Source organism: Corallococcus sp. AB018 (genome assembly GCF_003986945.1).
GTDB lineage: Bacteria > Myxococcota > Myxococcia > Myxococcales > Myxococcaceae > Corallococcus > Corallococcus exiguus.
The window spans coordinates 14592-37293 of the sequence record NZ_RAWR01000015.1 but is presented as its reverse complement, the minus strand read 5'-3'; the positions used below and the strand labels follow the sequence as shown (position 1 = coordinate 37293).

At 70.0% G+C, this 22702-nt stretch carries 18 protein-coding genes; 11 read left to right on the top strand and 7 right to left on the bottom strand.

Going from position 1 to position 22702, the window contains the following annotated elements; all coding sequences use genetic code 11:
* Nucleotides 1–10: 10 nt before the first annotated feature.
* Nucleotides 11–1498 carry an aldehyde dehydrogenase family protein gene (locus D7Y11_RS05570; RefSeq protein WP_120575445.1) on the bottom strand — a complete coding sequence of 496 codons (1488 nt, stop codon included), beginning with the start codon at nucleotides 1496–1498 and terminating at the stop codon, nucleotides 11–13.
* 88 nt (nucleotides 1499–1586) lie between these two features.
* Between D7Y11_RS05570 and D7Y11_RS05565 the strand changes: the two genes are divergently transcribed.
* The 5 genes from D7Y11_RS05565 to D7Y11_RS05545 all read left to right on the top strand — a co-directional run bounded on the left by D7Y11_RS05565 (nucleotide 1587) and on the right by D7Y11_RS05545 (nucleotide 7769).
* Complete coding sequence (locus tag D7Y11_RS05565) at nucleotides 1587–2345, top strand: glutamine amidotransferase (RefSeq protein WP_172808344.1); 759 nt, start codon at nucleotides 1587–1589, stop codon at nucleotides 2343–2345.
* 78 nt (nucleotides 2346–2423) lie between these two features.
* Nucleotides 2424–3254, top strand: coding sequence for a triacylglycerol lipase (locus D7Y11_RS05560; RefSeq protein WP_120575447.1), 831 nt, complete (start codon nucleotides 2424–2426; stop codon nucleotides 3252–3254).
* 3 nt (nucleotides 3255–3257) lie between these two features.
* Nucleotides 3258–3719, top strand: a complete 462-nt coding sequence (locus D7Y11_RS05555; RefSeq protein WP_126933191.1) for a hypothetical protein — start codon at nucleotides 3258–3260, stop codon at nucleotides 3717–3719.
* Between the two features lie 141 nt (nucleotides 3720–3860).
* Nucleotides 3861–5081: an AI-2E family transporter gene (locus D7Y11_RS05550; protein ID WP_120575449.1), complete on the top strand. Its 1221-nt coding sequence runs from the start codon at nucleotides 3861–3863 to the stop codon at nucleotides 5079–5081.
* A gap of 120 nt (nucleotides 5082–5201) precedes the next feature.
* The gene (locus tag D7Y11_RS05545) at nucleotides 5202–7769 is read left to right on the top strand and encodes an ATP-binding protein (RefSeq protein ID WP_126933190.1); all 2568 of its coding nucleotides are present in this window, start codon (nucleotides 5202–5204) and stop codon (nucleotides 7767–7769) included.
* Between the two features lie 22 nt (nucleotides 7770–7791).
* Here D7Y11_RS05545 and D7Y11_RS05540 read toward each other — a convergent pair whose 3' ends face one another.
* A complete protein-coding gene (locus D7Y11_RS05540; protein WP_120575451.1) occupies nucleotides 7792–8112 on the bottom strand; it encodes a hypothetical protein in 321 nt (106 codons plus the stop codon).
* Nucleotides 8113–8138: 26 nt separating this feature from the next.
* Nucleotides 8139–9752, bottom strand: a complete 1614-nt coding sequence (rho, locus tag D7Y11_RS05535) for a transcription termination factor Rho (RefSeq protein ID WP_120575452.1) — start codon at nucleotides 9750–9752, stop codon at nucleotides 8139–8141.
* Nucleotides 9753–10249: 497 nt separating this feature from the next.
* Here rho and ligA point away from each other — a divergent pair, with 497 nt between their 5' ends.
* From ligA to D7Y11_RS05505, 6 genes are all read left to right on the top strand, one after another.
* On the top strand, nucleotides 10250–12274 hold the full coding sequence (gene ligA / locus D7Y11_RS05530; protein ID WP_126933189.1) for an NAD-dependent DNA ligase LigA: 2025 nt from the start codon (nucleotides 10250–10252) through the stop codon (nucleotides 12272–12274).
* A 10-nt stretch (nucleotides 12275–12284) separates the two neighbouring features.
* Nucleotides 12285–12572 carry an acylphosphatase gene (locus tag D7Y11_RS05525; RefSeq protein ID WP_120575454.1) on the top strand — a complete coding sequence of 96 codons (288 nt, stop codon included), beginning with the start codon at nucleotides 12285–12287 and terminating at the stop codon, nucleotides 12570–12572.
* Nucleotides 12569–13012 (top strand): DUF3052 family protein, encoded by a 444-nt coding sequence (locus tag D7Y11_RS05520; RefSeq protein ID WP_014398919.1) that lies wholly within the window; start codon nucleotides 12569–12571, stop codon nucleotides 13010–13012. The genes D7Y11_RS05525 and D7Y11_RS05520 overlap by 4 nt, the downstream gene beginning before the upstream one ends.
* Before the next feature lie 575 nt (nucleotides 13013–13587).
* Nucleotides 13588–16290: an Rne/Rng family ribonuclease gene (locus D7Y11_RS05515; protein WP_126933188.1), complete on the top strand. Its 2703-nt coding sequence runs from the start codon at nucleotides 13588–13590 to the stop codon at nucleotides 16288–16290.
* 365 nt (nucleotides 16291–16655) lie between these two features.
* Entirely contained in the window at nucleotides 16656–18044 is a 1389-nt protein-coding gene (locus D7Y11_RS05510) for a YhjD/YihY/BrkB family envelope integrity protein (RefSeq protein ID WP_126933200.1), read from the top strand.
* 125 nt (nucleotides 18045–18169) lie between these two features.
* Nucleotides 18170–18520 carry an HU family DNA-binding protein gene (locus D7Y11_RS05505; RefSeq protein WP_043321998.1) on the top strand — a complete coding sequence of 117 codons (351 nt, stop codon included), beginning with the start codon at nucleotides 18170–18172 and terminating at the stop codon, nucleotides 18518–18520.
* A gap of 3 nt (nucleotides 18521–18523) precedes the next feature.
* On the opposite strand, the gene D7Y11_RS05500 is transcribed toward D7Y11_RS05505, so the two are convergent.
* From D7Y11_RS05500 to D7Y11_RS05485, 4 genes are read right to left on the bottom strand one after another with little or no spacing between them, the layout of a single operon-like run.
* Nucleotides 18524–20599 (bottom strand): flagellar biosynthesis protein FlhA, encoded by a 2076-nt coding sequence (locus D7Y11_RS05500; RefSeq protein ID WP_121755342.1) that lies wholly within the window; start codon nucleotides 20597–20599, stop codon nucleotides 18524–18526.
* Entirely contained in the window at nucleotides 20599–21645 is a 1047-nt protein-coding gene (locus tag D7Y11_RS05495; RefSeq protein WP_126933187.1) for a flagellar biosynthesis protein FlhB, read from the bottom strand. The genes D7Y11_RS05500 and D7Y11_RS05495 overlap by 1 nt, the downstream gene beginning before the upstream one ends.
* Nucleotides 21642–22436: an EscT/YscT/HrcT family type III secretion system export apparatus protein gene (locus D7Y11_RS05490; RefSeq protein WP_126933186.1), complete on the bottom strand. Its 795-nt coding sequence runs from the start codon at nucleotides 22434–22436 to the stop codon at nucleotides 21642–21644. The genes D7Y11_RS05495 and D7Y11_RS05490 overlap by 4 nt, the downstream gene beginning before the upstream one ends.
* A complete protein-coding gene (locus D7Y11_RS05485; protein ID WP_120579524.1) occupies nucleotides 22433–22702 on the bottom strand; it encodes a flagellar biosynthetic protein FliQ in 270 nt (89 codons plus the stop codon). The genes D7Y11_RS05490 and D7Y11_RS05485 overlap by 4 nt, the downstream gene beginning before the upstream one ends.

Below are 22702 nucleotides of genomic sequence, written 5' to 3'. Positions count from 1 at the left end.
GCGGGGTGAGTCAGGGAGACGGCAACTTCGTCCACACGGCCTTGGTCTGGAGGTAACCATCCAGCGCGTGGTGGCCCAGGTCCTTGCCCCAACCGGATTCCTTGTAGCCACCGAAGGGCGCCGCGTCGTCGAACTCGTTGAAGCAGTTGATCCACACCACGCCGCTCTTCACCTGCTTCGCCAGCGCGTGGGCCTTCGCGACATCGCCCGTCCAGATGGACGCGGCCAGGCCGTACTGCGTGCTGTTCGCCATCGCGATGGCCTCCGCGTCGTCGCGGAAGCGCAGGCAGCTGAGCACCGGGCCGAAAATCTCCTCCTGGGCAATCTTCATGTCCGGCTTCACGTCACCGAAGATGGTGGGCTTCACGAAGCAGCCCTTCGCCTTGAAGCCCTCCGTGTCTCGGCCACCGCCCGCGAGCAGCTTCGCGCCCTGCTGCTTGCCGCTCTCGATGTAGCCCAGCACCACGTCCATCTGCTTCTGGCTCACCAGCGCGCCCATCTCCGTGGACACGTCCAGCGGGTCGCCCACCTTCATCGTGCGCGCCTTCTCCGCGAGCTTCGCGACGAAGGACTCGTAGGCGTCCTGGTGCACCAGCACGCGGCTGCCCGCGTTGCACGTCTCACCCTTGTTGCCGAAGATGCCCCAGAAGCACGCCTCCACCGCGCGGTCGAAGTCCGCGTCCGGGAAGATGATCTGCGGGCTCTTGCCGCCCAGCTCCAGCGTCAGCTTCTTCAGGTTGCTCGCGGCGGACGCCTGGAGCAGCCGGCGCGCGGTGCGGCCAGAGCCGGTGAACGAAATCTTGTCCACGTCCGGGTGCCGGGCGATGGCTTCACCCGCGGGGTCACCCAGGCCGGTGACGATGTTGATGACGCCGGGCGGGAAGCCCGCCTCCAGCGCCAGCGCGCCCAGCTTCAGCGCGGTGAGCGGCGTGTACTCGGACGGCTTCACCACCACCGTGCAGCCGGCGGCCAGCGCGGGCCCCAGCTTCCAGCCCAGCATGCACGTGGGGTAGTTCCACGGCACGATGGCGCCCACCACGCCCACTGGCTCCTTGAGCGCGTAGGTGTGGAAGGGGCCGTCCACGGGCAGCACCTCGCCCGTGATGGTGCTGGCCATGTCCGCGAAGTTCGCGAGCGTCGCGGAGGCCGGCGCCACGTCACCCCGGATGGCGTCCTTGAACGTCTTGCCGTTGTTCAGCGACTCGACGAGCGCGAACTCCTCGCGGCGCTCGTAGAGCAGGTCCGCCAGCTTGCGGATGAGCTTGCCGCGCTCGCGGCCGGTCATCTTCCCCCACGGCCCGGATTCGAAGGCGCGGCGCGCGGCCTTCACCGCGCGGTCCACGTCCGCGGCGGTGCCCGCGGGCACGTCCGCGATCTTCTGGCCGGTGGCGGGATTCACCACCGCGAAGGTGCCCCCTTCGATGGGGTCCACCTGCTGCCCGTCGATGAGCAGCTTGAGCACAGGGAGCTTGGGAGTGAGCGAACGAGCGTCGGTCATGGCGAGGCCTCGGGTGAGCACGGCGCGCGAGCGACCTGGGAGTGGCGGGCACCGGACACGGACGGCTGGACACGGTAGGAATGAGGACATGACGCGGCAACCTGCCCCCATGAAGAACGTCCTCCTGCTGAAAGCCGGCGACGCGGCGACCTCCGTCCAGCTCTCCGTGGGCGACTATGAGCGGTGGTTTCTGCAAACCATTGGACTGTCCGGTCAGCGCTTCGACATCCTTCCCGTGCACAAGGGCGCCCCCCTGCCCAAGGACGCGAAGGGCTACGACGCGGTGATGATGACGGGCTCGCCCCTGTCGGTGACGCAGCGCGAGCCGTGGATGGAGCGCGCGGGCGCCTTCATGGTGGAGGCGGGCGAGCAGGGCATCCCCGTGCTCGGCGTGTGCTTTGGTCAACAGCTGCTCGCGGAGGCCTACGGCGGCAAGGTGTCGCGCAACCCCAACGGCCGCGAGACGGGCACCGTGGAGGTGACGCTCTCACCCGAGGGCCGCGCGGATCCGCTGTTCACCGGCCTGCCGGAGCGCTTCACCGTGCAGCAGACCCACGAGGACATCGTCTCCCGCCTGCCGGAAGGCGCCATGGTGCTCGCGGGCAACGCCAACACCGCGAACCAGGCGCTCGCGTTCCGGCCCAACGTGCGCGGCGTGCAGTTCCACCCGGAGATGCCCACGGACGCCATGCGCGCGGTCATCCTCGCTCGTGAGGACACGCTGGAGTCGCTCGGGCGGGAGAAGGGCATTCCCGAGGGCGAGTACGTTCCCCGGCTGTTGTCCGGCATCACCCCGACGCCGCACGCGCACCGGGTGCTGATGAACTTCCTCGAACACTTCACCTGACCGGACGGGCGCTGATCCGGGCCGCGCGCTGACGCGCTCCCTAGCTTTCTCCCGTTCAGGAGGGACGGGGGCGCTGGGATGAATCCGTTCGTGATGCAGTACCGGAAGCTGAAGTGCCAGCTGAAGTACCTGGCCAGCTACGTGGATCTGGATCCACGCGGCAACCAGGTCGTGCGCCGCACGGATTTCAAGCGCTGCCAGAGGCCGGTGCTCCTCTTGCACGGCTTCTTCAGCACGCGCCGCGTCCTGGAGGTGCTGGAGCACCGCCTGCGCCGCGAGGGCTACTGCGTCTGGTCCATCCACCTGGGCGGCACCATGGACCGCTTCAACACGCACCGCATCGACGAGCTGGCGCGCAAGGTCCAGGGCAAGGTGGACCGGCTCTACGAGCGCCACCCGGGCATGGGGCCGCTCACCATCATCGGCCACTCCAAGGGCGGCCTCATCGGCACGTACTACGTGAAGCGGCTGGGCGGGGACACGCGCGTGAAGAGCCTCATCACCCTGGGCACGCCGCACCGGGGCACGCGCATGGCCTACCTGGGCTGCGCGACGCTCGGCTGGTTCAGCCGCAGCATGTGGCAGCTCACGCCGACGTCGCGATTCATCAAGGGCCTGGGCGTGGGCGCCTTCCCACGCCACGTGCGGCTCACCTCCATCTACTCGCGCGACGACGTCATCGCGCCCTACCCGTCCTCCGTGCTGGACGTGGACGGCCAGCCCAACGTCTTCAACGTGGAGCTGTCGGGCGTGGTACCCCACGGCGAGCTGCTCACGCGCAGGGCCGTGTGGGAGGTCATCCAGCGCGAGCTGGCCCTGGGCTATGCTGACAGACCCGTGGCAGCACCCGTCGCCGCGCTTCCGCTCCCTCCCCTTCCGGTGGCCCTGCCCGCCGCCGCCAGCCCCTGACACATGCCCTCGCGCTGGGACCACCTCTTCGACCTCAAGCCCGTCGCCCTCATGGACCACCTGCTGAACGAGGTGGCGCGGCTGCTCGCCAAGGACCTGGAGTCCTGGCCCCCACCCGTCCAGGACCTGGACCCCGCCACCCTGGGCGAGTTCGCCCCGCTGTTCCAGGAGGCCACCCGGCGCCCCGACCCGGCCGTCTACACGGAGGCCCTGCGGCTGGCGAAGTGGGACCTGGCCCGCGAGTTCGACGCCTTCGACGACTACGTGCGCAACAAGCGCTACCTGGAGCGGGGCCTGGTCCCCGAGGACCGCGTCCCCCTGCTCTTCCTCACCCGCTGGCTCACCGAGCAGATGCTGGGCCTGGGAGAGGCCACCCAGGGCCGCATCAAGCGCCCCCTGATGCGCGAGTGCCTGGACCGCCTGGAGCCCCGGCTGGGCGACCGGTCCCGGATGCCCCAGGCCTGAAGCCCGGGCATGCCCCGGGCCGGCTGCCTGCCTTTCTTCAGAGGGGGTCCGGACCCTTGGGGGGCATAGGAGCCCGGGCCCGCCGGAAGCTTTCCGCCGGGAACTTGTCAGGAGGGAGGCCGCTGCCTTAAGCCCGGGTGCATGTCGCAGCCCGTGGAAGCCACCGCCCCCGACGAACGCCGCAAGCGCCTGCTCCTCCTCGCCGGGTTGTGGGTGGCCATCGCGGTGACGCTCTTCGCCCTGCGCTCGGTGGTGATGCCCTTCGCGGGCGCGGCGCTCATCGCGTACCTGGTGCAGCCGCTGGTGGCGCGCATCACCCGGCTGAAGGTGGCCGGCCGCTACGTGCCGCGCTGGGTGGCCATCCTGCTCATCTACGCGGGGTTCTTCCTCGCGGTGTATCTCTTCTTCGTCGCGCTGGTGCCGCAGCTCTACCGCGAGGTGGCGCGCATCAGCCGCGAGATGGCCACCTTCGCCAGCGCGCTCACGCCGGAGCACGTGCAGGGGCTCGCGCAGCGCGCGGAGGAGTGGCTCAACACCTACGGCATCCCCGTGGCCCTGTCGGACCGGGCCATGGAGGGCGCGGCGGCGGGCTCGTCCGGCGGCTTCAGCCTGGCGCTGGACCTGGAGCAGATGCTCACGGACACGGTGGCGCGCGTGACGTCGCTCGCGAAGGAGAACCTGGCGGACATCGTCAACGTGTCGCGCCACATCGTCACGGAGGTGCTGACCGGCGTCTTCATGCTGTTCTTCATCCTGATGGTCGCCGCGTTCTTCTCCATCGACGCGCAGGCCATCCGCCGCTACTTCGGCACGCTCGTCCCCGCGGAGTTCCTGCCGGACGCGAAGACGCTGGTGGCCCGCATCGACAAGTCGCTGTCCGGCGTGGTGCGCGGGCAGGTCACCATCTGCCTGGTGAACGGCGGCCTCACGCTGGTGGGCCTGCTCCTGTTCGGCGTGAAGTTCGCGTTCCTGCTGGCCACCATCGCCACGCTCTTCAGCCTCATCCCCATCTTCGGCACCATCATCAGCTCGGTGCCCATCGTCCTCATCGCGCTGGCGGACGGCTTCCAGAAGGGCGTCGCGCTCCTGCTGTGGATCATCGGCATCCACGCGCTGGAGGCGTACTTCCTCAACCCGAAAATCATGGGCGAGGCCGCGCGCATCCACCCCGTGGTGGTGGCCTTCTCCCTCATCGCGGGCGAGAAGCTCTTCGGCCTCTGGGGAGCGCTGTTCGCGGTGCCGGTGGCCTCCATCGCGGTGGCCTGCTTCGACTACGCGCGCCTCAAGGCGCAGCCGCCTCCGCTGGTGGCCGCGACGACCCAGCAGGCGGTCGCCTCCACGGACGCCGCCCCCGCGGCTTGAACGACGGGCGTCCCCAAGCGTCCACCGGTGGAAAACCTGGGGCTGTCTCCCACTTCCCCCCTGGTCATCCCAGGGGCGAATGACTAATTCCAGGCACGCCTCCGCCTCTGAGGACGTGTGATGCCCCCGAGCCCCTCACCGGCCCCGGACTACCGGAGCCTGTTCGAAGCCGCACCCAACCCGTACCTGGTGCTGACACCGGAGTTCGTCATCATCGCGGTGACGGACACGTACCTGCGCGCCACGCGGACGCGGCGCGAGGACATCCTGGGCCGCAACATCTTCGACGTCTTCCCGGACAACCCGCGGGACCCACGGGCCAGCGGGGTGACCAACCTGCGCGCGTCGCTGGAGCGCGCGGTGAAGACGCGCACTCCGGACGCGATGGCGGTCCAGAAGTACGACATTCCCCGGCCCGAGCAGGCAGGCGGTGGGTTCGAGCTGCGCTACTGGAGCCCGCTGAACACCCCGGTGTGCGGCGAGGATGGTGCGGTGCGCTACGTCATCCACCGCGTGGAGGACGTCACCGACTTCATCCGCCTGAAGCACCTGGACGAGGAGCAGAGCCGCCAGCACGCCGAGCTCCGCGCCCGCGCGGACGAGATGGAGGGCGAAATCTTCCGGCGCGCCCAGCAGATTCAAGAGGCCAACCAGCAGCTGCGCGTGGCGAACGAGCAGCTGGGCGAGCTGGACCGGCTCAAGTCGGAGTTCTTCGCCAACGTCAGCCACGAGTTCCGCACGCCGCTGACGCTGATGCTGGGCCCCACGGAGGACCTGCTCGCCGGGCGTGCGGGCCCGCTGTCGGACGAGGTCCGCAAGGAGATGGAGCGGGTGCACCGCAACGCCGGGCGCCTGCTCAAGCTGGTGAACGCGCTGCTGGACCTGTCGAAGCTGGAGGCGGGCCCAAAGGAGGAGCGCTTCGCGCCCACGGACCTGGCCGCGCTGACGAAGGACGCGGCGTCCAGCTTCCGCTCCGCCATGGAGCGCGCGGGCCTCAAGCTCACGGTGGACTGCCCTCCCCTGTCCCAGCCCGTCTACGTGGCGCCGGACCTGTGGGAGCAGATCGTCCTCAACCTGGTCTCCAACGCGTTCAAGTTCACGCTCCAGGGCGGCGTCACGCTGCGCCTGCGCGAGCACGGGCAGCGGGTGTCGCTGGAGGTGGAGGACACCGGCTCGGGCATCCCCACGCACGAGCTGCCCCGCCTCTTCGAGCGCTTCCACCGCGTGACGGGCTCGCCGTCGCGCACGGTGGAGGGCAGCGGCATCGGGCTCGCGTTGGTGCAGGAGTTCGCCAGGCTGCACGGCGGCACCGTGTCCGCGAGCAGCACGGAGGGCGAAGGCAGCACCTTCCGCGTGGAGCTGCCCCTGGGCCATGCGCACCTGCCGCAGGAGCGCATCCGCACCACCGCCCGGCAGCGCTCCGCGGCGCGCGAGGCCACGTCCGCCTACGTCGAGGAGGCGCTGCTGTGGGGCAGCGCGAAGCCCAAGGACCGCACGCAGTCCTCGCACCACCAGCACCCGGCGTCCGCGGACGGCCACGCGGTGGCCCCCGCGCCTCGCGCGCGCATCCTGCTGGTGGACGACAACCGGGACATGCGCGACTACATCCAGCGCGTGCTCTCCACCGAGTACGACGTGGAGGTGGCGACGGACGGCGAGAGAGGCCTGGAGGCCGCGCTGATCCGGCCACCGGACCTGGTTCTGTCGGACGTGATGATGCCGAAGCTGGACGGCATGGGCCTGTTGAGGGCCCTGCGCGCCGCGCCCACCACCCGCGAGCTGCCCATCCTGCTGTTGTCCGCGAAGGCCGGAGAAGAGGCCACGGTGCAGGGCCTGACGTCCGGCGCGGACGACTACCTGGTGAAGCCCTTCTCCGCGGGTGAGCTGCTCGCGCGCATCGCCTCCAACCTGAAGCTCGCGAGGATGCGCGGAGAGATGGCCAACGAGCGCGTCCGCGCGGAGAACCTGACGGAAGCCCTGCGCGCCCGCGACGACTTCCTCTCCGTGGCGGCGCACGAGCTGCGCACGCCGCTGGCGGCCTTCCAGCTGCACCTGGAACTGGTGGAGCGCGGCCTGGGCAAGGATGCTCCGCCCAAGGCGCTGGAGCGCCTGAAGCAGGCGCGGTCCTTCATCCGCCGGCTGGCGATGCTCGTGGACGTGCTGATGGACGTGTCGCTCATCACCAGCGGCCGGCTGAAAATCACCCGCACGGACGTGGACCTGGGTGACCTGCTGGTGGAGGTGACGCGCTTCGCGGAAGAAGAAGCGCGCCGTGACGGCACGCCGCTCACCGTGGACGTGAAGGGCCCGGTGATGGGCACCTTCGACCCGTCACGCATCTCGCAGGTGGTGCACAACCTGGTCGCCAACGCGCTGAAGTTCGGCCGGGGCCGTCCGGTGGACGTGACGCTGCAGCCGGATGGAGAGGTCGTGCGCCTGTCCGTGGTGGACCACGGCATCGGCATCAAGCCGGAGGACCGCGAGCGCATCTTCGACCGCTTCGAGCGCGCCGTGTCCACGCACCACTACGGTGGCCTGGGCCTGGGGCTCTGGGTGTCGCGTCAGGTGGTGGAAGCGCACCAGGGCCGCATCGACGTGGAGGACACGCCGGGCGGCGGCACCACCTTCCGCGTGACGCTGCCCTTGAGGGACCCGCCGGTGGACGTGGCCACCGGGCTGGCCAGCTGAAATCCGGACGTGCGGCCGCCCGCTACTGGCAGGCGGCGGCGCAGCGCGCGTTGCGGCACGTGGGGATGCACCGGCCGCAGTCCACGCTGTTGGGAGTACACGTCCCGTCGCACCGCACGTTCGTGCAGTCCGGTCCCACGTCGCGGTGGGTGATGGCGGTGCCCTCACCGCAGCACGCGTTCGCGACGCAGTCCGAGTCGTCGTAGCAGACCTGGCTGGAGAGCACCGGTGGGGTGTCTCCAATGGGCAGGTCCTCTACCCCCAGGTCGCAGCCCGCCAACAGCCCCAGGGTGAGGCCCGCGACAGCGCGGGCGACAAGAAGAGGGAGGCGGGCACGACGCATGGGGGGCTCCTTGGGCCGGAAGGGAACTACCGGTTCATCGAGCCCAGGAACTCCGCGTTCGCCGCCGTCGGACGCATGTGCTTGAGCACGAACTCCATCGCGTCGATGGGGGTGAAGGGGTGGAGCACCTGGCGCAACGCCGTAATGCGCACCAGGTCCGCCTGAGACAAGAGGAGCTCCTCCTTGCGGGTGCCGGATTTGTTGATGTCGAGCGTTGGGAAGATGCGCTTCTCCATCAACTTCCGGTCCAGGACGATTTCGGAGTTACCCGTGCCCTTGAACTCCTCGAAAATCACCTCGTCCATGCGGCTGCCGGTGTCGATGAGCGCCGTGCCGATGATGGTGAGGCTGCCGCCCTCTTCGATGTTGCGGGCCGCGCCGAAGAAGCGCTTGGGCTTGTGGAGCGCGTTGGCGTCCACGCCGCCGGAGAGGATCTTGCCGGACGCGGGCACCACCGTGTTGTAGGCGCGCGCCAGACGGGTGATGGAGTCCAGCAGGATGCAGACGTCGTACTTCTGCTCGACCAGGCGCTTGGCCTTGTCGATGACCATCTCCGCCACCTGCACGTGGCGCGTGGCGGGCTCGTCGAAGGTGGAGGACACCACCTCGCCGCGCACGCTGCGCTCCATGTCCGTCACTTCCTCCGGGCGCTCGTCCACGAGCAGCACGATGAGGTAGACGTCCGGGTGGTTGCGGCTGATGGCGTGCGCGATGTTCTGCAGCAGCACCGTCTTGCCGGCCTTCGGAGGCGCCACGATGAGACAGCGCTGGCCCAGGCCAATGGGGCAGAACATGTCGATGATGCGCGTGGTCATCTCCGACGACTCGTGCTCCAGCTTGAGCTTGCGCGTCGGATAGAGCGGCGTGAGGTTGTCGAACAGGATGCGCTCGCGCGCCGCGTCCGACATGGGGTCCGCGAAGTTGACCTTGTCCACCTTCTGCAGCGCGAAGAAGCGCTCGCCCTCGCGGGGCTGGCGGATGGGGCCCGTCACGGTATCGCCGGGCCGCAGGTTGAAGCGGCGCACCTGCGACGGCGACACGTAGATGTCGTCCGGGGACGGCTGGTAGTCGCTGTCCGCGCTGCGCAGGAAGCCGAAGCCGTCGCTCAAGAGCTCCAGCACGCCTTCCGCGTGGACCTCGAAGCGCTTGTCGGCGATGCCGCCCAGCAGCGCGAAGATGAGGTCCTGCTTCTTCAGACCCTGGTAGCCCTCGATGCCCGTGTCGTGGGCCATCTTCGCCAGGTCGACGATCTTCATCCGCTTCAGGTCATTGAGCTTGATGACCTGCATCGGGGTGCCGTCGCGCTCGACCTCCGTGATGGCGGGGCCTTCCGCGGACTCCTGCGGGGCGGCCGGAGCGGCCTCCTCGGCGGGCGTCTCCTCCTCCGTGCCGCGCAGCTCCTGGAGCTCGTCGTCGCGCACGGGACGGGAGATGGGAGTGAGCACCGGACGGGGCGCTTCCGCGGCGACCTCGGGGGCCTCGGCCTCCTCGGCGGGAGCCTCTTCACGACGAGCCGGCGCACGACGCGTCCGGGGAGCGGGCTTCTCCGCCTCCTTCGCCGCCGCGCGCTTGCGCCGGGGCTTCTCCTCGGTGAACACCGGCTGGACTACCTTCTCTCGGGGGGAACGGGCTTTGGCCATGACGGTCTGCGTACGGAAGTAGGGGGGGAAGCGCCCGAAGGCTCGGGCAGGCTGTACGCGGGACGGCGATCCGTCCGCGCGGCGCTCGGAAGCACCTTCCAGGGGGCAGCACCACCCAAGTCCTGGGAGCGGACCGGAGGGCGCGTGGGCCTGTGGTTGGGAAGAGACGGCGCCGGGGGAACCCCTGCGCCAGGAACCGCGCTGGAAACTATTGACCGACTCCAGAGCTGTCAAGGCATCCGTGCCTGGCTCTGTCCCGTTTTTCAGGGGGTTGCACTGGAGGGTGGGGGTATTGCGAACAGGGAATCCGCTATGTAGCTGAAATTCGGGCCTACTGGGGCGGCGGATGCGCTCTCTTGCCGTGAACACGCGTCCCCGGGTTCCCCTTCCCGAGTGCGTGAGGCGGCCCTGTCAGGTGGTGCCGGTAGAGTGCTCCTCCTCCAACGCGGGGCGTGCGCAACTGGCCGCGCCCCTGAATTGGGGTAAGGACACACCCCGTGGACACCTTCCCGAAAGCCGAAGCCCGCGCCCGAGCGCTCCGTCAGGAGCTGGCCCACCACAACCACCGCTACTACGTGCTGGACGCGCCGGAAATCAGCGACGCCCAATACGACACGCTGATGCGTGAGCTCCAGGGGCTGGAGGAGCAGTACCCCCAGCTGATGACGCCGGACTCGCCCACCCAGCGCGTGGGCGGCGCGGCGGTGGACGACTTCGGGCAGGTGGTGCACACCACGCAGATGCTGTCTCTGGCGAACATCTTCGATGACGCCGGGCTCACGGAGTTCGACGACCGCATCCGCAAGCTGACGGGCCTGTCGCAGGTGGGCTACGTGTGCGAGCCCAAGCTGGACGGCCTGGCCATCTCCCTGCGCTTCGAGGACGGCCGCTTCGTGCAGGGTGCCACGCGCGGCGACGGCACCACCGGCGAGGACGTCACGGGCAACCTGCGCACCATCAAGAGCCTGCCCCTGGAGCTGTTCCCCCAGGACGGCGTGAAGGTGCCCAGGCGGTTGGAGGTCCGCGGCGAGGTCTTCATCCGCAAGGAGGACTTCCGCAAGCTCAACGAGAAGCGCGAAGAGGCGGGCGAGTCGCTCTTCGCCAACCCGCGCAACGCCGCCGCGGGCAGCCTGCGCCAACTGGACCCCAAGGAGACCGCCGCCCGGCCCCTGTCCGTCTACCTGTACGAATGCGTGCCCGGCGACGGCGTGCCCGCCTTCAAGACGCACACGGAGAAGCTGGAGTACCTGAAGACGCTGGGCCTGCCCATCAACCGCTACCAGCACGCGGACGGGGCGGACGGCGTGCGCCAGCGCTACGACGAGTCCCTGAAGGGCCGCCACGCCCTGCCCTTCGAAGTCGACGGCATGGTGGTGAAGGTGGACGACGAGGACCTGCGCCGCCGCCTGGGCCAGGTGTCCAAGAGCCCGCGCTGGGCGGTGGCCTACAAGTTCCCGCCGGAGGAGGAGTCCACCACGGTGGAGGACATCGGCATCCAGGTGGGCCGCACGGGCGCGCTCACGCCGGTGGCGCACCTGAAGCCGGTGAAGGTGGGCGGCGTGACGGTGTCGCGCGCCACGCTGCACAACGAGGACGAGCTGCGCCGCAAGAACGTGCGCAAGGGCGACACCGTCTTCGTGCGCCGCGCGGGTGACGTGATTCCGGAGATCGTCTCCGTGGTGCTGTCCAAGCGCCCGGAGGACTCCCAGCCCTTCACCTTCCCCACCCACTGCCCGGTGTGCGGCGCGGTGGCGGCCAAGGACGAGGACGGCGCCATCATCCGCTGCACGGGCGCGTCCTGCCCCGCGCAGCTGGTGGAGAAGGTGCGCCACTTCGCCAGCCGCCTCGCCCTGGACATTGAAGGCCTGGGGGACAAGCTGGCCATGCAGTTGGTGACGTCCGGGCAGGTGAAGACGTTCGCGGACCTGTTCGCGCTCACCCGGGACTCGCTGCTCAAGCTGGAGCGCATGGGGGAGAAGAGCGCGGACAACCTGCTGGCCTCCATCGCGGGCAGCAAGGACACCACCCAGCGCCGCTTCCTGTATTCGCTGGGCATCCGCCACGTGGGCGACTCCACGGCGCGCGCCCTGGCGGAGTCCTTCCCGGAGGTGAGGTCGCTCTTCACGGCCAGCCTGGAGGACATCAGCCGGGTGAAGGACGTGGGCCCGGTGATGGCACAGGTCATCCACACCTTCTTCCAGGAGCCCCAGAACCAGGCCGCCATCCAGGCCCTCCTGGACGCGGGAGTCCACCCTGCCCCCCCGGCGGTCGCCACGGGCGGCCCCTTCGTGGGCAAGACGGTGGTGCTCACCGGCACCATGGAGCGGCTTGCGCGCGAGCAGGCCAAGGAGGAAATCGAACGGCGCGGCGGTAAGGTCTCCGGAAGTGTCTCGCGCAAGACCGATTTCGTCGTCGCCGGCGAGGACGCGGGTACCAAGCTGAAGAAGGCTCAGGAATTGGGCGTAAGAATCCTGGATGAGCAGGCGTTCCTGAAGCTGCTAGAAGGGGATGCCAGAGCATGAGGCCAGAGGCATGAGCACGCAGCGCCGGGTGACCCTGCGCATCCAGGGCATGGTCCAGGGCGTCTCCTATCGGGAGAGCGCCCGCCAGGAGGCGCTGCGCCTCGGCCTGTCTGGCTGGGTGCGAAACCGGAGCGACAGCTCCGTGGAGGCCACGGTGGAAGGCGAACCGGGCGCGCTGGAAGACTTCATCCGCTGGTGTCACTCGGGTCCCCGCATGGCGCGCGTCACGGACGTGGCGCGCACGGACGGGCAGGCCTCTGGCGAATTCCGCACCTTCACCGTGGAGCGCACATCATGACGCCCTACGCGCTGGCTTCCCTGCCGGCCATGCTGGGCATCCGGTCCGGCACCAAGGTTTCCGTCATCAACCCCCCGCGGGGCTTCGTGCAGAAGCTCAACCCGCTGCCGGACGGGGTGGAGTTCCTCGTCACGGCCCAGACGGGGCTGGACGTCATCCTCTTCTTCACCTCCGACGCCACGGAGCTGGTGCAGCGGCTGCCCGCGCTGTCGCGCGCCACCACCCTCAACGGCGGCATCTGGGTCTGCTGGCCCGCTGGCGAGGGCGTGAAGACGCGCCTGTCCGAGGACTTCGTGCGCCAGGCGGCGCTCGACATCGGCCTCGTCGACAACAAGATCTGCATCATCGACGAGACCTGGACCGGCCTGCGGCTGGTGCGGCGTCCGCGAGGGAAGCTGGACAAGCCGGAAGGGCGCAAGCAGGCCCCTGCCCAGGCCTGAACGTCCGTTTCCGAGCGCCCGTGCACCCGGCGGGCGGGCCCGCCCTCCATCTGCCCGACAGTGGATGAACGGGTGCATCGGGCCTTTACACACCTGGAGGGGCGTGGAAAACTCTCCGTGTTTCTGGGTGGTTGTGTGACGCCCCGCGTTGGCGGGACATCAGGCCCAGGCAGGAATTTCGACGGGTTGCGCTTCCGGTTTCCTCCGGATGCCCCTGCTGCTCCGGGGCCCCCAGACACCCCCCCAAGGTGGCCCACATGACGGGCACCGACCGGGTGCGGAAGAGGGGGCGGACGGCACGGGCGTGGTGGAAGCCTCGAGCGCGTGAAGAGAAGCAGCCCCGCCCGGCACGGTGCCGGTCGCAATGCGGGGCGACATGAACTCGGAGGAGCAGGCGGCGATGTCCTCGGCCCCCACCCAGGTGTTGCGTTCTCCCTCCGGGTCTACCGGAAGGCGTCCACACGCCGGGGGGCTGCTGGCCGCCTCTCCCCTCGCGGCGTGCTCGGAGGTGTGGCGTCTCGCCGCCTCCCGTCCGGTGAGGTCCCCCCTACCGCGCGCGCTACCAGGATTCATCCATGAGCAGTGTGCTCGTCATCAATGCCGCGGGTCGGGAGACCCGGGTCGCCCTCGTCGAGGGCGGCCATATCGCGGAGTTCTACCTCGAGCGTAAGAAGGACAAGGGCGTCGTCGGAAACATCTACAAGGGTCGCGTCGTCCGGGTGCTCCCGGGCATGCAGGCGGCCTTCGTGGACATCGGGTTGGAGAAGGCCGCCTTCCTGTACGTCAGCGACGTCGTCTACGACCCGGACTTCGCCCGCGCGCAGTTCGAGTTGACCGAGGGCGAGCACGAGGACGCCCCGGACGTCCCCACCGAATCCGAGGCCGACGCCGTGGAGTTCGCGGCCGCCAACGTCCCGGACGCCACGCACGCGCTGCCCGCTGGCACGGAAGCCCCCACGGGCGCTCCGGAGCCGGTGCTGGCGCACGACGGCGCGCTGGCGCTGGACGTCCAGACCCAGGCCGCCCCCCAGGTGGAGTCCCTGGAAGCGTCGCATGACGCGACGCCCGAGGCCGTGAAGCCGGCGCCGGAGGCCACTCCTGCCCCTGTGGAGGCCCAGGCTTCGTCCGAGCCGGCCGAGCCCGCGTCATCCGTGGCCGTCATCGTGGAGACCCCGGCCGAAGGTGCCACGCAGGAGTCCCCGGTCGAGGTGTCCACCGCCGCCGTGGCGGTGCCGCTGACGGAGAACAGCACGCCTTCGGTGGAAGCCCCCGCGGTGGTGCAGGAGACGCCCGCGGAGAGCGCCGTCGCCGCCGTCGCCGAGTCCGGCGTGGCGCCCGCGACGGACGGCAGCGCCGCCGAGCCGCCGCCGCACGCGGCCGCCCTGGGCGAGCTCATCCCCTCCCCCGCCGCCGACGCCCGTCCCGCCGAGGTCTCCGGCGAGCGCCGCACGCCGCGTGAGGCGCGCGAGGCCCGTGAGCCGCGCAACCGGGAAGGCCGCGAGAAGGACAAGGACAAGGACAAGGACAAGCGCCGCCAGGAGCCGCCCCGCCGCGAGAAGCGCGACGAGGAGAAGGAGAAGCCCAAGCAGCGCAAGACGGACAAGATTGAAGACCTGCTGAAGGTGGGCCAGGAGGTGGTGGTCCAGATTTCCAAGGACCCCATCGGCACGAAGGGCGCGCGGCTCACCTCGCACATCTCCATCCCCGGCCGTCACCTGGTGTTCATGCCCACGGTGGACCACGTGGGCATCAGCCGCCGCATCTCCAACGAGAAGGAGCGCCGCCGGCTGCGTGAAATCGTGGACCGGCTGCGGCCGCCCGGCACGGGCTTCATCGTGCGCACCGTGGCGGAGAACGTTCCCCAGGAGAAGCTGGAGAGCGACATCCGGTTCCTCATCGAGGTGTGGAACCAGGTGGTGCGCCGCAACGAGAAGCGCGGCGGACCGGGCCTGCTGCACCCGGACCTGGACCTCATCCTGCGCGCCACGCGCGACCTGTTCGCCCACGACGTGGAGAAGCTGGTCGTGGACGACGCGGAGGAGTACGAGCGCATCCAGGGCTTCGTCACCGCGCAGGACCCGGCGCTGCGCGACCGCGTGGTGCTGCACGAGACCGACGAGCCCGTCTTCGACGCCTACGGCATCGAGCAGGAGCTGCAGCGCGCCACCCAGCGCAAGGTGTGGCTGAAGAGCGGCGGCTACCTGATCATCGACCAGGCGGAGGCGCTCACCGCCATCGACGTCAACTCGGGACGCTACGTCGGCAAGAAGAGCCTCGAGGAGACCATCACCAAGATCAACGTCGAGGCGGCCAAGGAAATCGTCTACCAGCTCCGGCTGCGCAACATCGGCGGCATCATCATCTGCGACTTCATCGACATGGAGAAGGCGCAGAACCGCGACAAGGTCTTCAAGTCGCTGCAGGAGGCGCTGGGCCGGGACAAGGCCAAGACGAACGTGCTGCGCATCTCCGAGCTGGGCCTGGTGGAGATGACGCGCAAGCGCGTGCGCGAGTCCATTGGCCGCGTGCTGCACGAGGACTGCCCGTACTGCGACGGCAAGGGCTTCGTGAAGACGGCCACCACGGTCGCGTACGAAATCTTCCGGGAGATCCGTCGCGAGGCGCCGGGCTACAAGGACTCCACGCTCGTCATCAACTGCAACGCGGAGGTCGCGCGGCTGCTGCAGGGCGAGGAGCGCAACGAGCTGCGGCACCTGATGGACCGCTACAACAAGTCCATCCAGGTGAAGGCGCAGCAGAACTACCACCGCGAGCAGTACGACATCTACGGCCGGTCGGCCACGGGCCCCGAGCACAAGGTGGCCTCGTCGCCGGGCTCCGGTGACGGCGAGCTGGCGATGCAGCAGCGCCGTCCGGAGGGCAACTACGGCGGCGGCCGTCAGGACCAGGGCCGCCGTGGCGGTGGCCGGGACCGCGACCGTGGTGAGCGCGGCGGCGGTGAGAGCCGTGGCGGCGCAGAGAGCCGTGGCGCAGAGAGCCGTGGCGCGGAGAGCCGTGGCGGGGAACGCGGAGGCGAGCGCGGCGGCGGTGACCGTCGCGAGGGCCGCCGTCCCGAGCGCGGCGAGCGCGGCGGTGACCGCAACCGGGGTGGCGACCGTGAGCGTCGCGGCGGTGGCGAGGGCCGTGGCGGGGAGCGCGGCGAGCGGTCCGGAGGCGGCTCCGGCGGAGGCCACAACGGTGGCAATGGCGGCGGCGCGCCTCCCGCGGCGTCCGGCGGGGGCTCGTCCGAGCCGTCCAGTGGGAGCAGCGAAGGCTGAGCGCTCGAGTGACGCCGGACCCTTGAGTCCGGACCGTGAGTGACCGCGAAGGCCCGGTGGGTACATCCCGCCGGGCCTTCTGCATTGGAGCTGGAATACGGCCTCCCGCATGGTGACCGACCAGGCGGCCGAGGCCCGTGCAGGTGCTGACAACGTCCGCTCTGTTGGGGTGGGAGGGCTGGTTCAGCGGGGCGGGGTTTGGCTACGGTGGCACTTCCACGCCGGGGGTGTCGTCGAGTCCCTGGCCCATCTGAATCGCCTGGGATGAACCGCTCGCCTTCGCGCCTTCGCACGCTCCTGGACTCCCGCGCCCCGGCCGCATCGGGCTGGAAGCACACCGGGAGGGAGTCGTGAGGCTCCGGAAGCTGTCCTGGCGCGCGCGGCGCGCGCTGGTGCGTGCACGGGCCTGGGCGGTCCAGACAGCGGCCCGCGTGTGGGCGCCCATCGGGGCCACGTCAGCGGGCCGCTTCGCGGCGGACATCTTCTTCGCGGGGCGCACCGTGGCGCGCGGCTTCATGGGCGAGAACCTGCGCCTGCGCGCCGCCGCGCTCACGTACATCAGCATGTTCTCGCTGGTGCCGCTGCTGACCGTGGGCATCGTGCTGTTGCGCACGCTCCACCAGGACCAGTTCCAGCGGAAGCTGCGCTTCGTCATCTCCGAGGTGCTCGCGCCGGGGGTCAGCGAGGAGTCCGCCACCCTGCTCGACCGGTTCCTGCACCCGGGCGACTCCATCGCGGTGGGCAGCGTGGGCTTCCTCGCGGTGCTGTTGTCTGCGGGCTCGCTGCTGCGCCACATCGACGGCGCGGTGAACGAGCTGTGGGGGATCCGGCGCCAGCGCCCGTGGCTGACGCGCCTGTCCATCTACGCGGGCCTGCTGCTCCTGGGCCCCATCTTCATGGCCATCTCGTTCTCCGGCACCGGCCGGGTCCGCGTGCTGCTGCAGACCTACGCCCCCTCCGCGCCGTTCTTCATCGGGGTGGGCACCATGCTCATCGCCATGGGCAGCCTGACGCTGCTGTACCTGTGGACGCCCTACGCCCACGTGCGCGTGCGCTCGGCGCTTGCGGGCGGGCTGGTTTCGGGCCTGGGCTGGATGCTGGCGAAGCAGGTGTACGCCGAGTTCGCCGCGCGCAGCTTCCTCTACAACCCCCTCTACGCGTCGCTGGGCGCCCTGCCCCTGTTCCTCGCCTGGGTGTACGTCAGCTGGCTGGTGATGCTGTTCGGCGCCCGGCTGTCCTACGCGGTGGAGCACGTCTCCTTCCGCGACTCGCTCTTCGCCTTCGGCACCCACCCGCGCGCGCACGAGCTGGTGGCCGCGCGCGTCGCCCAGGACGTCACCCTGTGCTGGGTGGATGGCGCCACCCCGCCCCTGCCCCGGGAGCTGGCCACGCGGCTGCGCGTGCCGGAGTCGCTGGTACACGAGGTCGTGGACCGCATGGTGGATGCCCGCCTGCTGGAGCGGGGACGGCGGGGTGGCCTGCGCCCCACGCGGGACCCCGCGGAAATCACGCTCGCCGACACCACGCTCGCAGTGCACGGAGTGATGATCACCGGCGGCCCCGATACCTGGACGAGCCCCAAGGCCCCCGGCTTCGAACAGTTCGAACCCCTGTTCCAAGCGGCCGACTGTGCCGGGGTCGACCTGCTGCGCCGCACCCGGTGGCTGGACCTGGTCACGCCGCTGCGCCCGGGGTTGGTCGCCCCGCCCGCCCCCGAGGCCCCCAAGGCAGCGGCCAGCGGCGGAAATCCGTAACGTTTTTAGAGGGTTGGAAGCCCACCCGGCTTGCAAGGAGGAGGTGTTCTGTTATGTATTCAGGTCTCGACAACGGGCCAGAGAGCCCTGTCACCAAGGGGTCACGGGGTTTGCGGGAGCGTCCGATGCTCAAGTCTGATCTGATCAACATCCTCGTTGCCAAACGAGGCGTGACCCAGAAGCAGGCGGAGGCGACCATCGAGACGATCTTCGAGTCGATGAAGGACGCCCTCTGCCGCGGGGAGAACATCGAGATCCGCGGGCTTGGCGCCTTCCACGTGAAGAACTACCAGGGCTACCAGGGCCGCAACCCGAAGACGGGCCAGGTCATCCCGGTGAAGCCCAAGCGCGGCCTGCTCTTCCGCACGGGCAAGGAGCTGCGCGACCGGGTCAACCGCCCCGCGCCGCTGCAGGCCCAGTCGGACCTGCCGCCCTCCTCCGAGTTCAAGGGCAGCAGCGGCACCGGCACCCTCTAGGCCTCACCGCCCCACGGCGACCGGCGATAGCCGGCCGATGGGGCGAATCTGCAGGTCCCCGTCCAGTTCGCCGTAGGTGAGCACCGCCACGTCCGGGAACGGGCCCTCGCACAGCTTGCGCAGCGGACGACGGATGTCCGGAGCCGTGAGCAGCACCGCCCGGCCCCCGTTGGCGATGACTCGCACCCCTTCCAGGATCTCCATGATGCGCTCCGGCTCCGGCGCGTGCCCCCGGGGACCGCTGGCGCGCAGCACCTCCTCCACGTCCGGGTCCACGAGGTACGCGTACAGCGGGCCCGTGGGCGCGAACTGGTGGCTCAGGTAGCGGTGCAGGGCTTGACGGCAGCGCTCTGCCAGGGCCGTGGCGTCGCCTTCCGTGGTGGGCGCCACGAGCGCCTCCAGGATGGCGCGCAGGTCGCGGATGCTCACCTGCTCCTGCACGAGCCGCCGCAGCACGTCCACCAGCAGCGGCAGCGGCACCTTCTGGAGCGCTTCCTTCACCAGCACGGGAGACTGGGCTTCCAGCCCTTCCAGCAGTCCCTGCACCTCCTGGAGTCCCAGCAGCGCAGCGGCGCGCAGGCGCAGCACGGCCCGCAGGTGGTCCGCGATGAGCTCCGAGGGCTTGCGCACCGGCACCTGGGCCAGCTCCAACCGGGAGCGGGCCCCCTCCCCCACGCGGCTGATGGGGCGCCCGCTGGAGGGCTCCACCGCCGCTTCCGCCTGGACCTCCAGGAAGGCCAGCTCGCCGGGAGGAACGAGCGCGTACAGGGCGCCGGGCTGCACCACGCCGCCACCGGCGGGCACTTCGTCCAGGAGGATGCGGTACTCGCCCGGGCCCAGGTAGGCGGCATGGGTCCGCACCCGGATGCCGGGGATGCGCACGCCCAGTTCGAAGAACAGCTCGTCACGCACGGCGTTCAGCACGGAGTGCACGAAGGCGCCTCCATCGGCCTCCGCGAGCGGTGTCAGCTGCGCGGACAGGTCCAACGTGAGCGGCGTCACCCCGACGGGTGCCTTCGCGCTCTCCGGCGGCTTGCCCGCGGCTCCAGCGGGCACCGCGGCTTCCGAGGAGGCGCCATCCTTCGAGGGTGACTTCTCCGGCGCCTGCCCCTTGCGCCGCAGCGCATACCCGAGCCCGCCGAGGCCTGCCGCCAGCGAGAGGAAGGTCAGGTGCGGCATGCCCGGCATCAAGGCCAGCGCGACACACAGGCCCGCGACGGTGAGCAAGGTGCGGAAGTCGCCGAAGAACTGGGAGCCGATCTCCGCCCCGAGCGAGTCCTCTTCCTTCTCCGACGCCACCCGTGTGACGACGAGGCCCGCGGCCACCGCGATGCACAGCGAGGGCACCTGGGACACGAGCCCGTCGCCGATGGCGATGAGGGCGAAGGTGGCGGCGGCCTCGGAGAAGGACTGGCCGTTCTGCAACACGCCGATGAGGGTGCCGCCCAGCAGGTTCACCGCGACGATGACCAGCCCCGCGATGACGTCCCCCTTCACGAACTTCATCGCGCCGTCCATGGCGCCGAACATCTGGGACTCGCGCTCCAGATCGCGCCGCCTGCGCCGGGCCTGGGTCTGGTCGATGGCACCCGCGCGCAGGTCCGCGTCGATGGACATCTGCTTGCCGGGCATGGCGTCCAGCGTGAATCGGGCGGACACCTCCGCGACCCGCTCCGCGCCCTTGGTCACCACCAGCAACTGAACCAGCGTGAGGATGGCGAACACCACCGCGCCCACCACGTAGTCGCCTCGCACCACGAACTCGCCGAAGGCCTGGATGACCTCGCCCGCATGGCCCTCGGAGAGCGCCAGCCGGGTGGACGACACGTTGAGCGACAACCTGAACAGCGTGGTGAAGAGCAGCAACGTGGGGAACGACGTCACCCGCAGCGCGTCCTTCGCGTTCAGCGCGGCGACCAGCAGTGCCACCGCCGCGGCCAGATTCACCGCGAGCCCCATGTCGAGGAGCCACGCTGGCAGCGGGATGATGAGCGCCCCCAGCACCGCCGCCATCGCCACCGCGAGCACGACTTCCGAGGACTGACGGGCCTTCAACAAGACCTTCAGGAAAGGGGGCATCACGTCTGTCTCCGTGGACGGTCGTCCGGCTCGCGAAGCTCCATCGCGGTCCGCAACACGACGGCCGCCGCCTGGTACAGCTCTTCGGGGATGGACTCCCCTACGTCGAAGTGGATGAGGCTGCGGGCCAGTGGCACGTCCCGAAGTACGGGGATGCCCTGCCGGCGCGCCTCCTCCTTGAGCGCGAGCGCGTCCTGTTCGCGGCCCTTCGCCACGAGGTAGGGCGCGTCGCATTCGCCCGCGTCGTAACGGAGCGCGACCGCGATGTGCGTGGGGTTGACGATCACTGCGGTGGCCTTCTGCACTCCACGTGCCGGACCGCCCTGCGCCAGTTGGCGGTGCAGGGCGCGCCGCTGTCCCTTGTGACGCGGGTCGCCCTCGCTCTCCTTGTGCTCCCGTTTGACCTCTTCGCGGGTCATCATCAGCTCGCGCCGGTGACTGCGACGGGCGAGCGCGTAGTCCACGACACCGCACCCCAGCACCACCCACGCCAGTCGCGTCAGCAGCGCCGCCAGCCGGCCGAGCAGGAACTCCATTCCCCGGGTTCCTTCGAGCCACGCGGTCCGCAAGGCATCGGGGCCGACCGCATCCACCTCGTTCCAGACGATGAGGCCCAGCAGTGCGGCCACGAGCAGCGCCTTGCCCAGCTCGACCCATGGCCGGACGCTGAAGAGGCGCTTGAGGCCCGCGGCGGGGTTGATGCGCTCGAGCTTCGGCGCGGCATGGCGAGCGTCCAGTTCGAAGCCCACGGTGGCCACGGAGACCGCCAGCGAGGCCGCAAGCGCTCCGCCCAAGGCAGGGCCGCACAGCCGGGCGGCGACCCAGGCCCCCTCCTCCCAAGCGCCAGCGGCGGTCTGTTCCAGCATCAACCGCCCGGTCCAGTCCCTCAGCCGAGCAAAGCCATCTGGCGCGAACGCGATGAAGCCCAGCAGCCCGCCCAGCGTCGTCGCGCTGGAGGTCAACATCCGGCTGCGCGGAAGCTGGCCCTTGCGCCGGGCCTCCCGCATCCGTTTCGCGGTGGGCTGCTCCGTCTTCTCGCCGCTCATCGGGAGACCTCGCCCAGCAGTGCCAGCGCGCCCTCCGTCGACGCCATGCCCGCGAGCAGCCGCTCACACAGCAGGCCCACGCCCAGCCACAGCAGCGCGCCACCTCCGAGGATGCGCAGCGGAGCCCCCAGCTCCTGGAGGTTCACCTGGGCCGCGGCCCTCGATGCCATGCCCAGGAAGCAGTCCACCGCGAGCGATGCAGCCGCCACCGGGGCGCCCACCGCGAGTCCCGTGGCCATGGCACCGCCCACCATCACCACCACGTGCAGGGCCGAAGCCTCCGTGGGCACGAAGGCCCCCAGTTGAACCACGCCGAAGCCGCGCAGCAGGGAGGAGAGCACCACGGGGAACAGCGCTCCCGACACCACTCTCGCCACAAGCAGGTGGTACAGCGCGTCGCCCGTGGCGGACTCACGGCTTCCGGCCTGCGGCAGGCTCGCCTCCGCGGAGGTTCCCCGGAACAGGTCGATGAACCGGCCACCCATCCTCGCCGCATCGAAGGGCAGCGCGGCCACGAGCCCCACGGAGACACCGTAGGCCAGCTCTCGCACCACGAGCGCCGCCATCACCACCGGCGTCTCCACCGTGCCGCTGAACTCAACGCCCGCCTCGACGTGCAGGAAGAGCGAGAGCGCGAGCACCAATCCCAGCCGGACCGTCGTCGGCGCGGCCTGGCCTCCCAGCAATGGGCAGAGGAACGCGATGGGCACGAGCCTCGCCGCGCACAGCGCCACCGCGACCACGTGCGGTCCCAGGGCGAGGAGCTGTTCGCCCAGCGCGTCCGGATTCACAGCGCCACCTCCGCGATGAGCATGAGGAGGTGCTGGGTGAAGCGCGTGAGCTGTCCGGCGATCCACGGCCCCGCGAGCACCAGGGACAACACCGCGGCGCACAGCTTGGGCACCACCGACAGCGTGCTCTCCTGCAACTGGGTCGTTGCCTGGAAGAGGCTCATCAGAAAGCCCACCAGCAGGCTCGCGCCGATGGGCGGCAGCGAGGCGAGCACCATCAACAGCAGGGCCTCACGCCCCAGGGTGAGCAGGACGTCCTGGCTCAT

Excerpts from the sequence above, each read along its gene's own strand:
- D7Y11_RS05565 (WP_172808344.1), top strand. The coding sequence starts at position 1,587 with ATGACGCGGCAACCTGCCCCCATGAAGAACGTCCTCCTGCTGAAAGCC.
- D7Y11_RS05540 (WP_120575451.1), bottom strand. The coding sequence starts at position 8,112 with ATGCGTCGTGCCCGCCTCCCTCTTCTTGTCGCCCGCGCTGTCGCGGGC.
- D7Y11_RS05505 (WP_043321998.1), top strand. The coding sequence starts at position 18,170 with ATGCTCAAGTCTGATCTGATCAACATCCTCGTTGCCAAACGAGGCGTG.
- D7Y11_RS05495 (WP_126933187.1), bottom strand. The coding sequence starts at position 21,645 with ATGAGCGGCGAGAAGACGGAGCAGCCCACCGCGAAACGGATGCGGGAG.
- D7Y11_RS05545 (WP_126933190.1), top strand. The coding sequence starts at position 5,202 with ATGCCCCCGAGCCCCTCACCGGCCCCGGACTACCGGAGCCTGTTCGAA.
- D7Y11_RS05555 (WP_126933191.1), top strand. The coding sequence starts at position 3,258 with ATGCCCTCGCGCTGGGACCACCTCTTCGACCTCAAGCCCGTCGCCCTC.
- D7Y11_RS05550 (WP_120575449.1), top strand. The coding sequence starts at position 3,861 with ATGTCGCAGCCCGTGGAAGCCACCGCCCCCGACGAACGCCGCAAGCGC.
- D7Y11_RS05560 (WP_120575447.1), top strand. The coding sequence starts at position 2,424 with ATGAATCCGTTCGTGATGCAGTACCGGAAGCTGAAGTGCCAGCTGAAG.
- D7Y11_RS05500 (WP_121755342.1), bottom strand. The coding sequence starts at position 20,599 with ATGCCCCCTTTCCTGAAGGTCTTGTTGAAGGCCCGTCAGTCCTCGGAA.
- D7Y11_RS05570 (WP_120575445.1), bottom strand. The coding sequence starts at position 1,498 with ATGACCGACGCTCGTTCGCTCACTCCCAAGCTCCCTGTGCTCAAGCTG.
- D7Y11_RS05520 (WP_014398919.1), top strand. The coding sequence starts at position 12,569 with ATGACGCCCTACGCGCTGGCTTCCCTGCCGGCCATGCTGGGCATCCGG.
- rho (WP_120575452.1), bottom strand. The coding sequence starts at position 9,752 with ATGGCCAAAGCCCGTTCCCCCCGAGAGAAGGTAGTCCAGCCGGTGTTC.
- D7Y11_RS05515 (WP_126933188.1), top strand. The coding sequence starts at position 13,588 with ATGAGCAGTGTGCTCGTCATCAATGCCGCGGGTCGGGAGACCCGGGTC.
- D7Y11_RS05485 (WP_120579524.1), bottom strand. The coding sequence starts at position 22,702 with ATGAGCCAGGACGTCCTGCTCACCCTGGGGCGTGAGGCCCTGCTGTTG.
- D7Y11_RS05525 (WP_120575454.1), top strand. The coding sequence starts at position 12,285 with ATGAGCACGCAGCGCCGGGTGACCCTGCGCATCCAGGGCATGGTCCAG.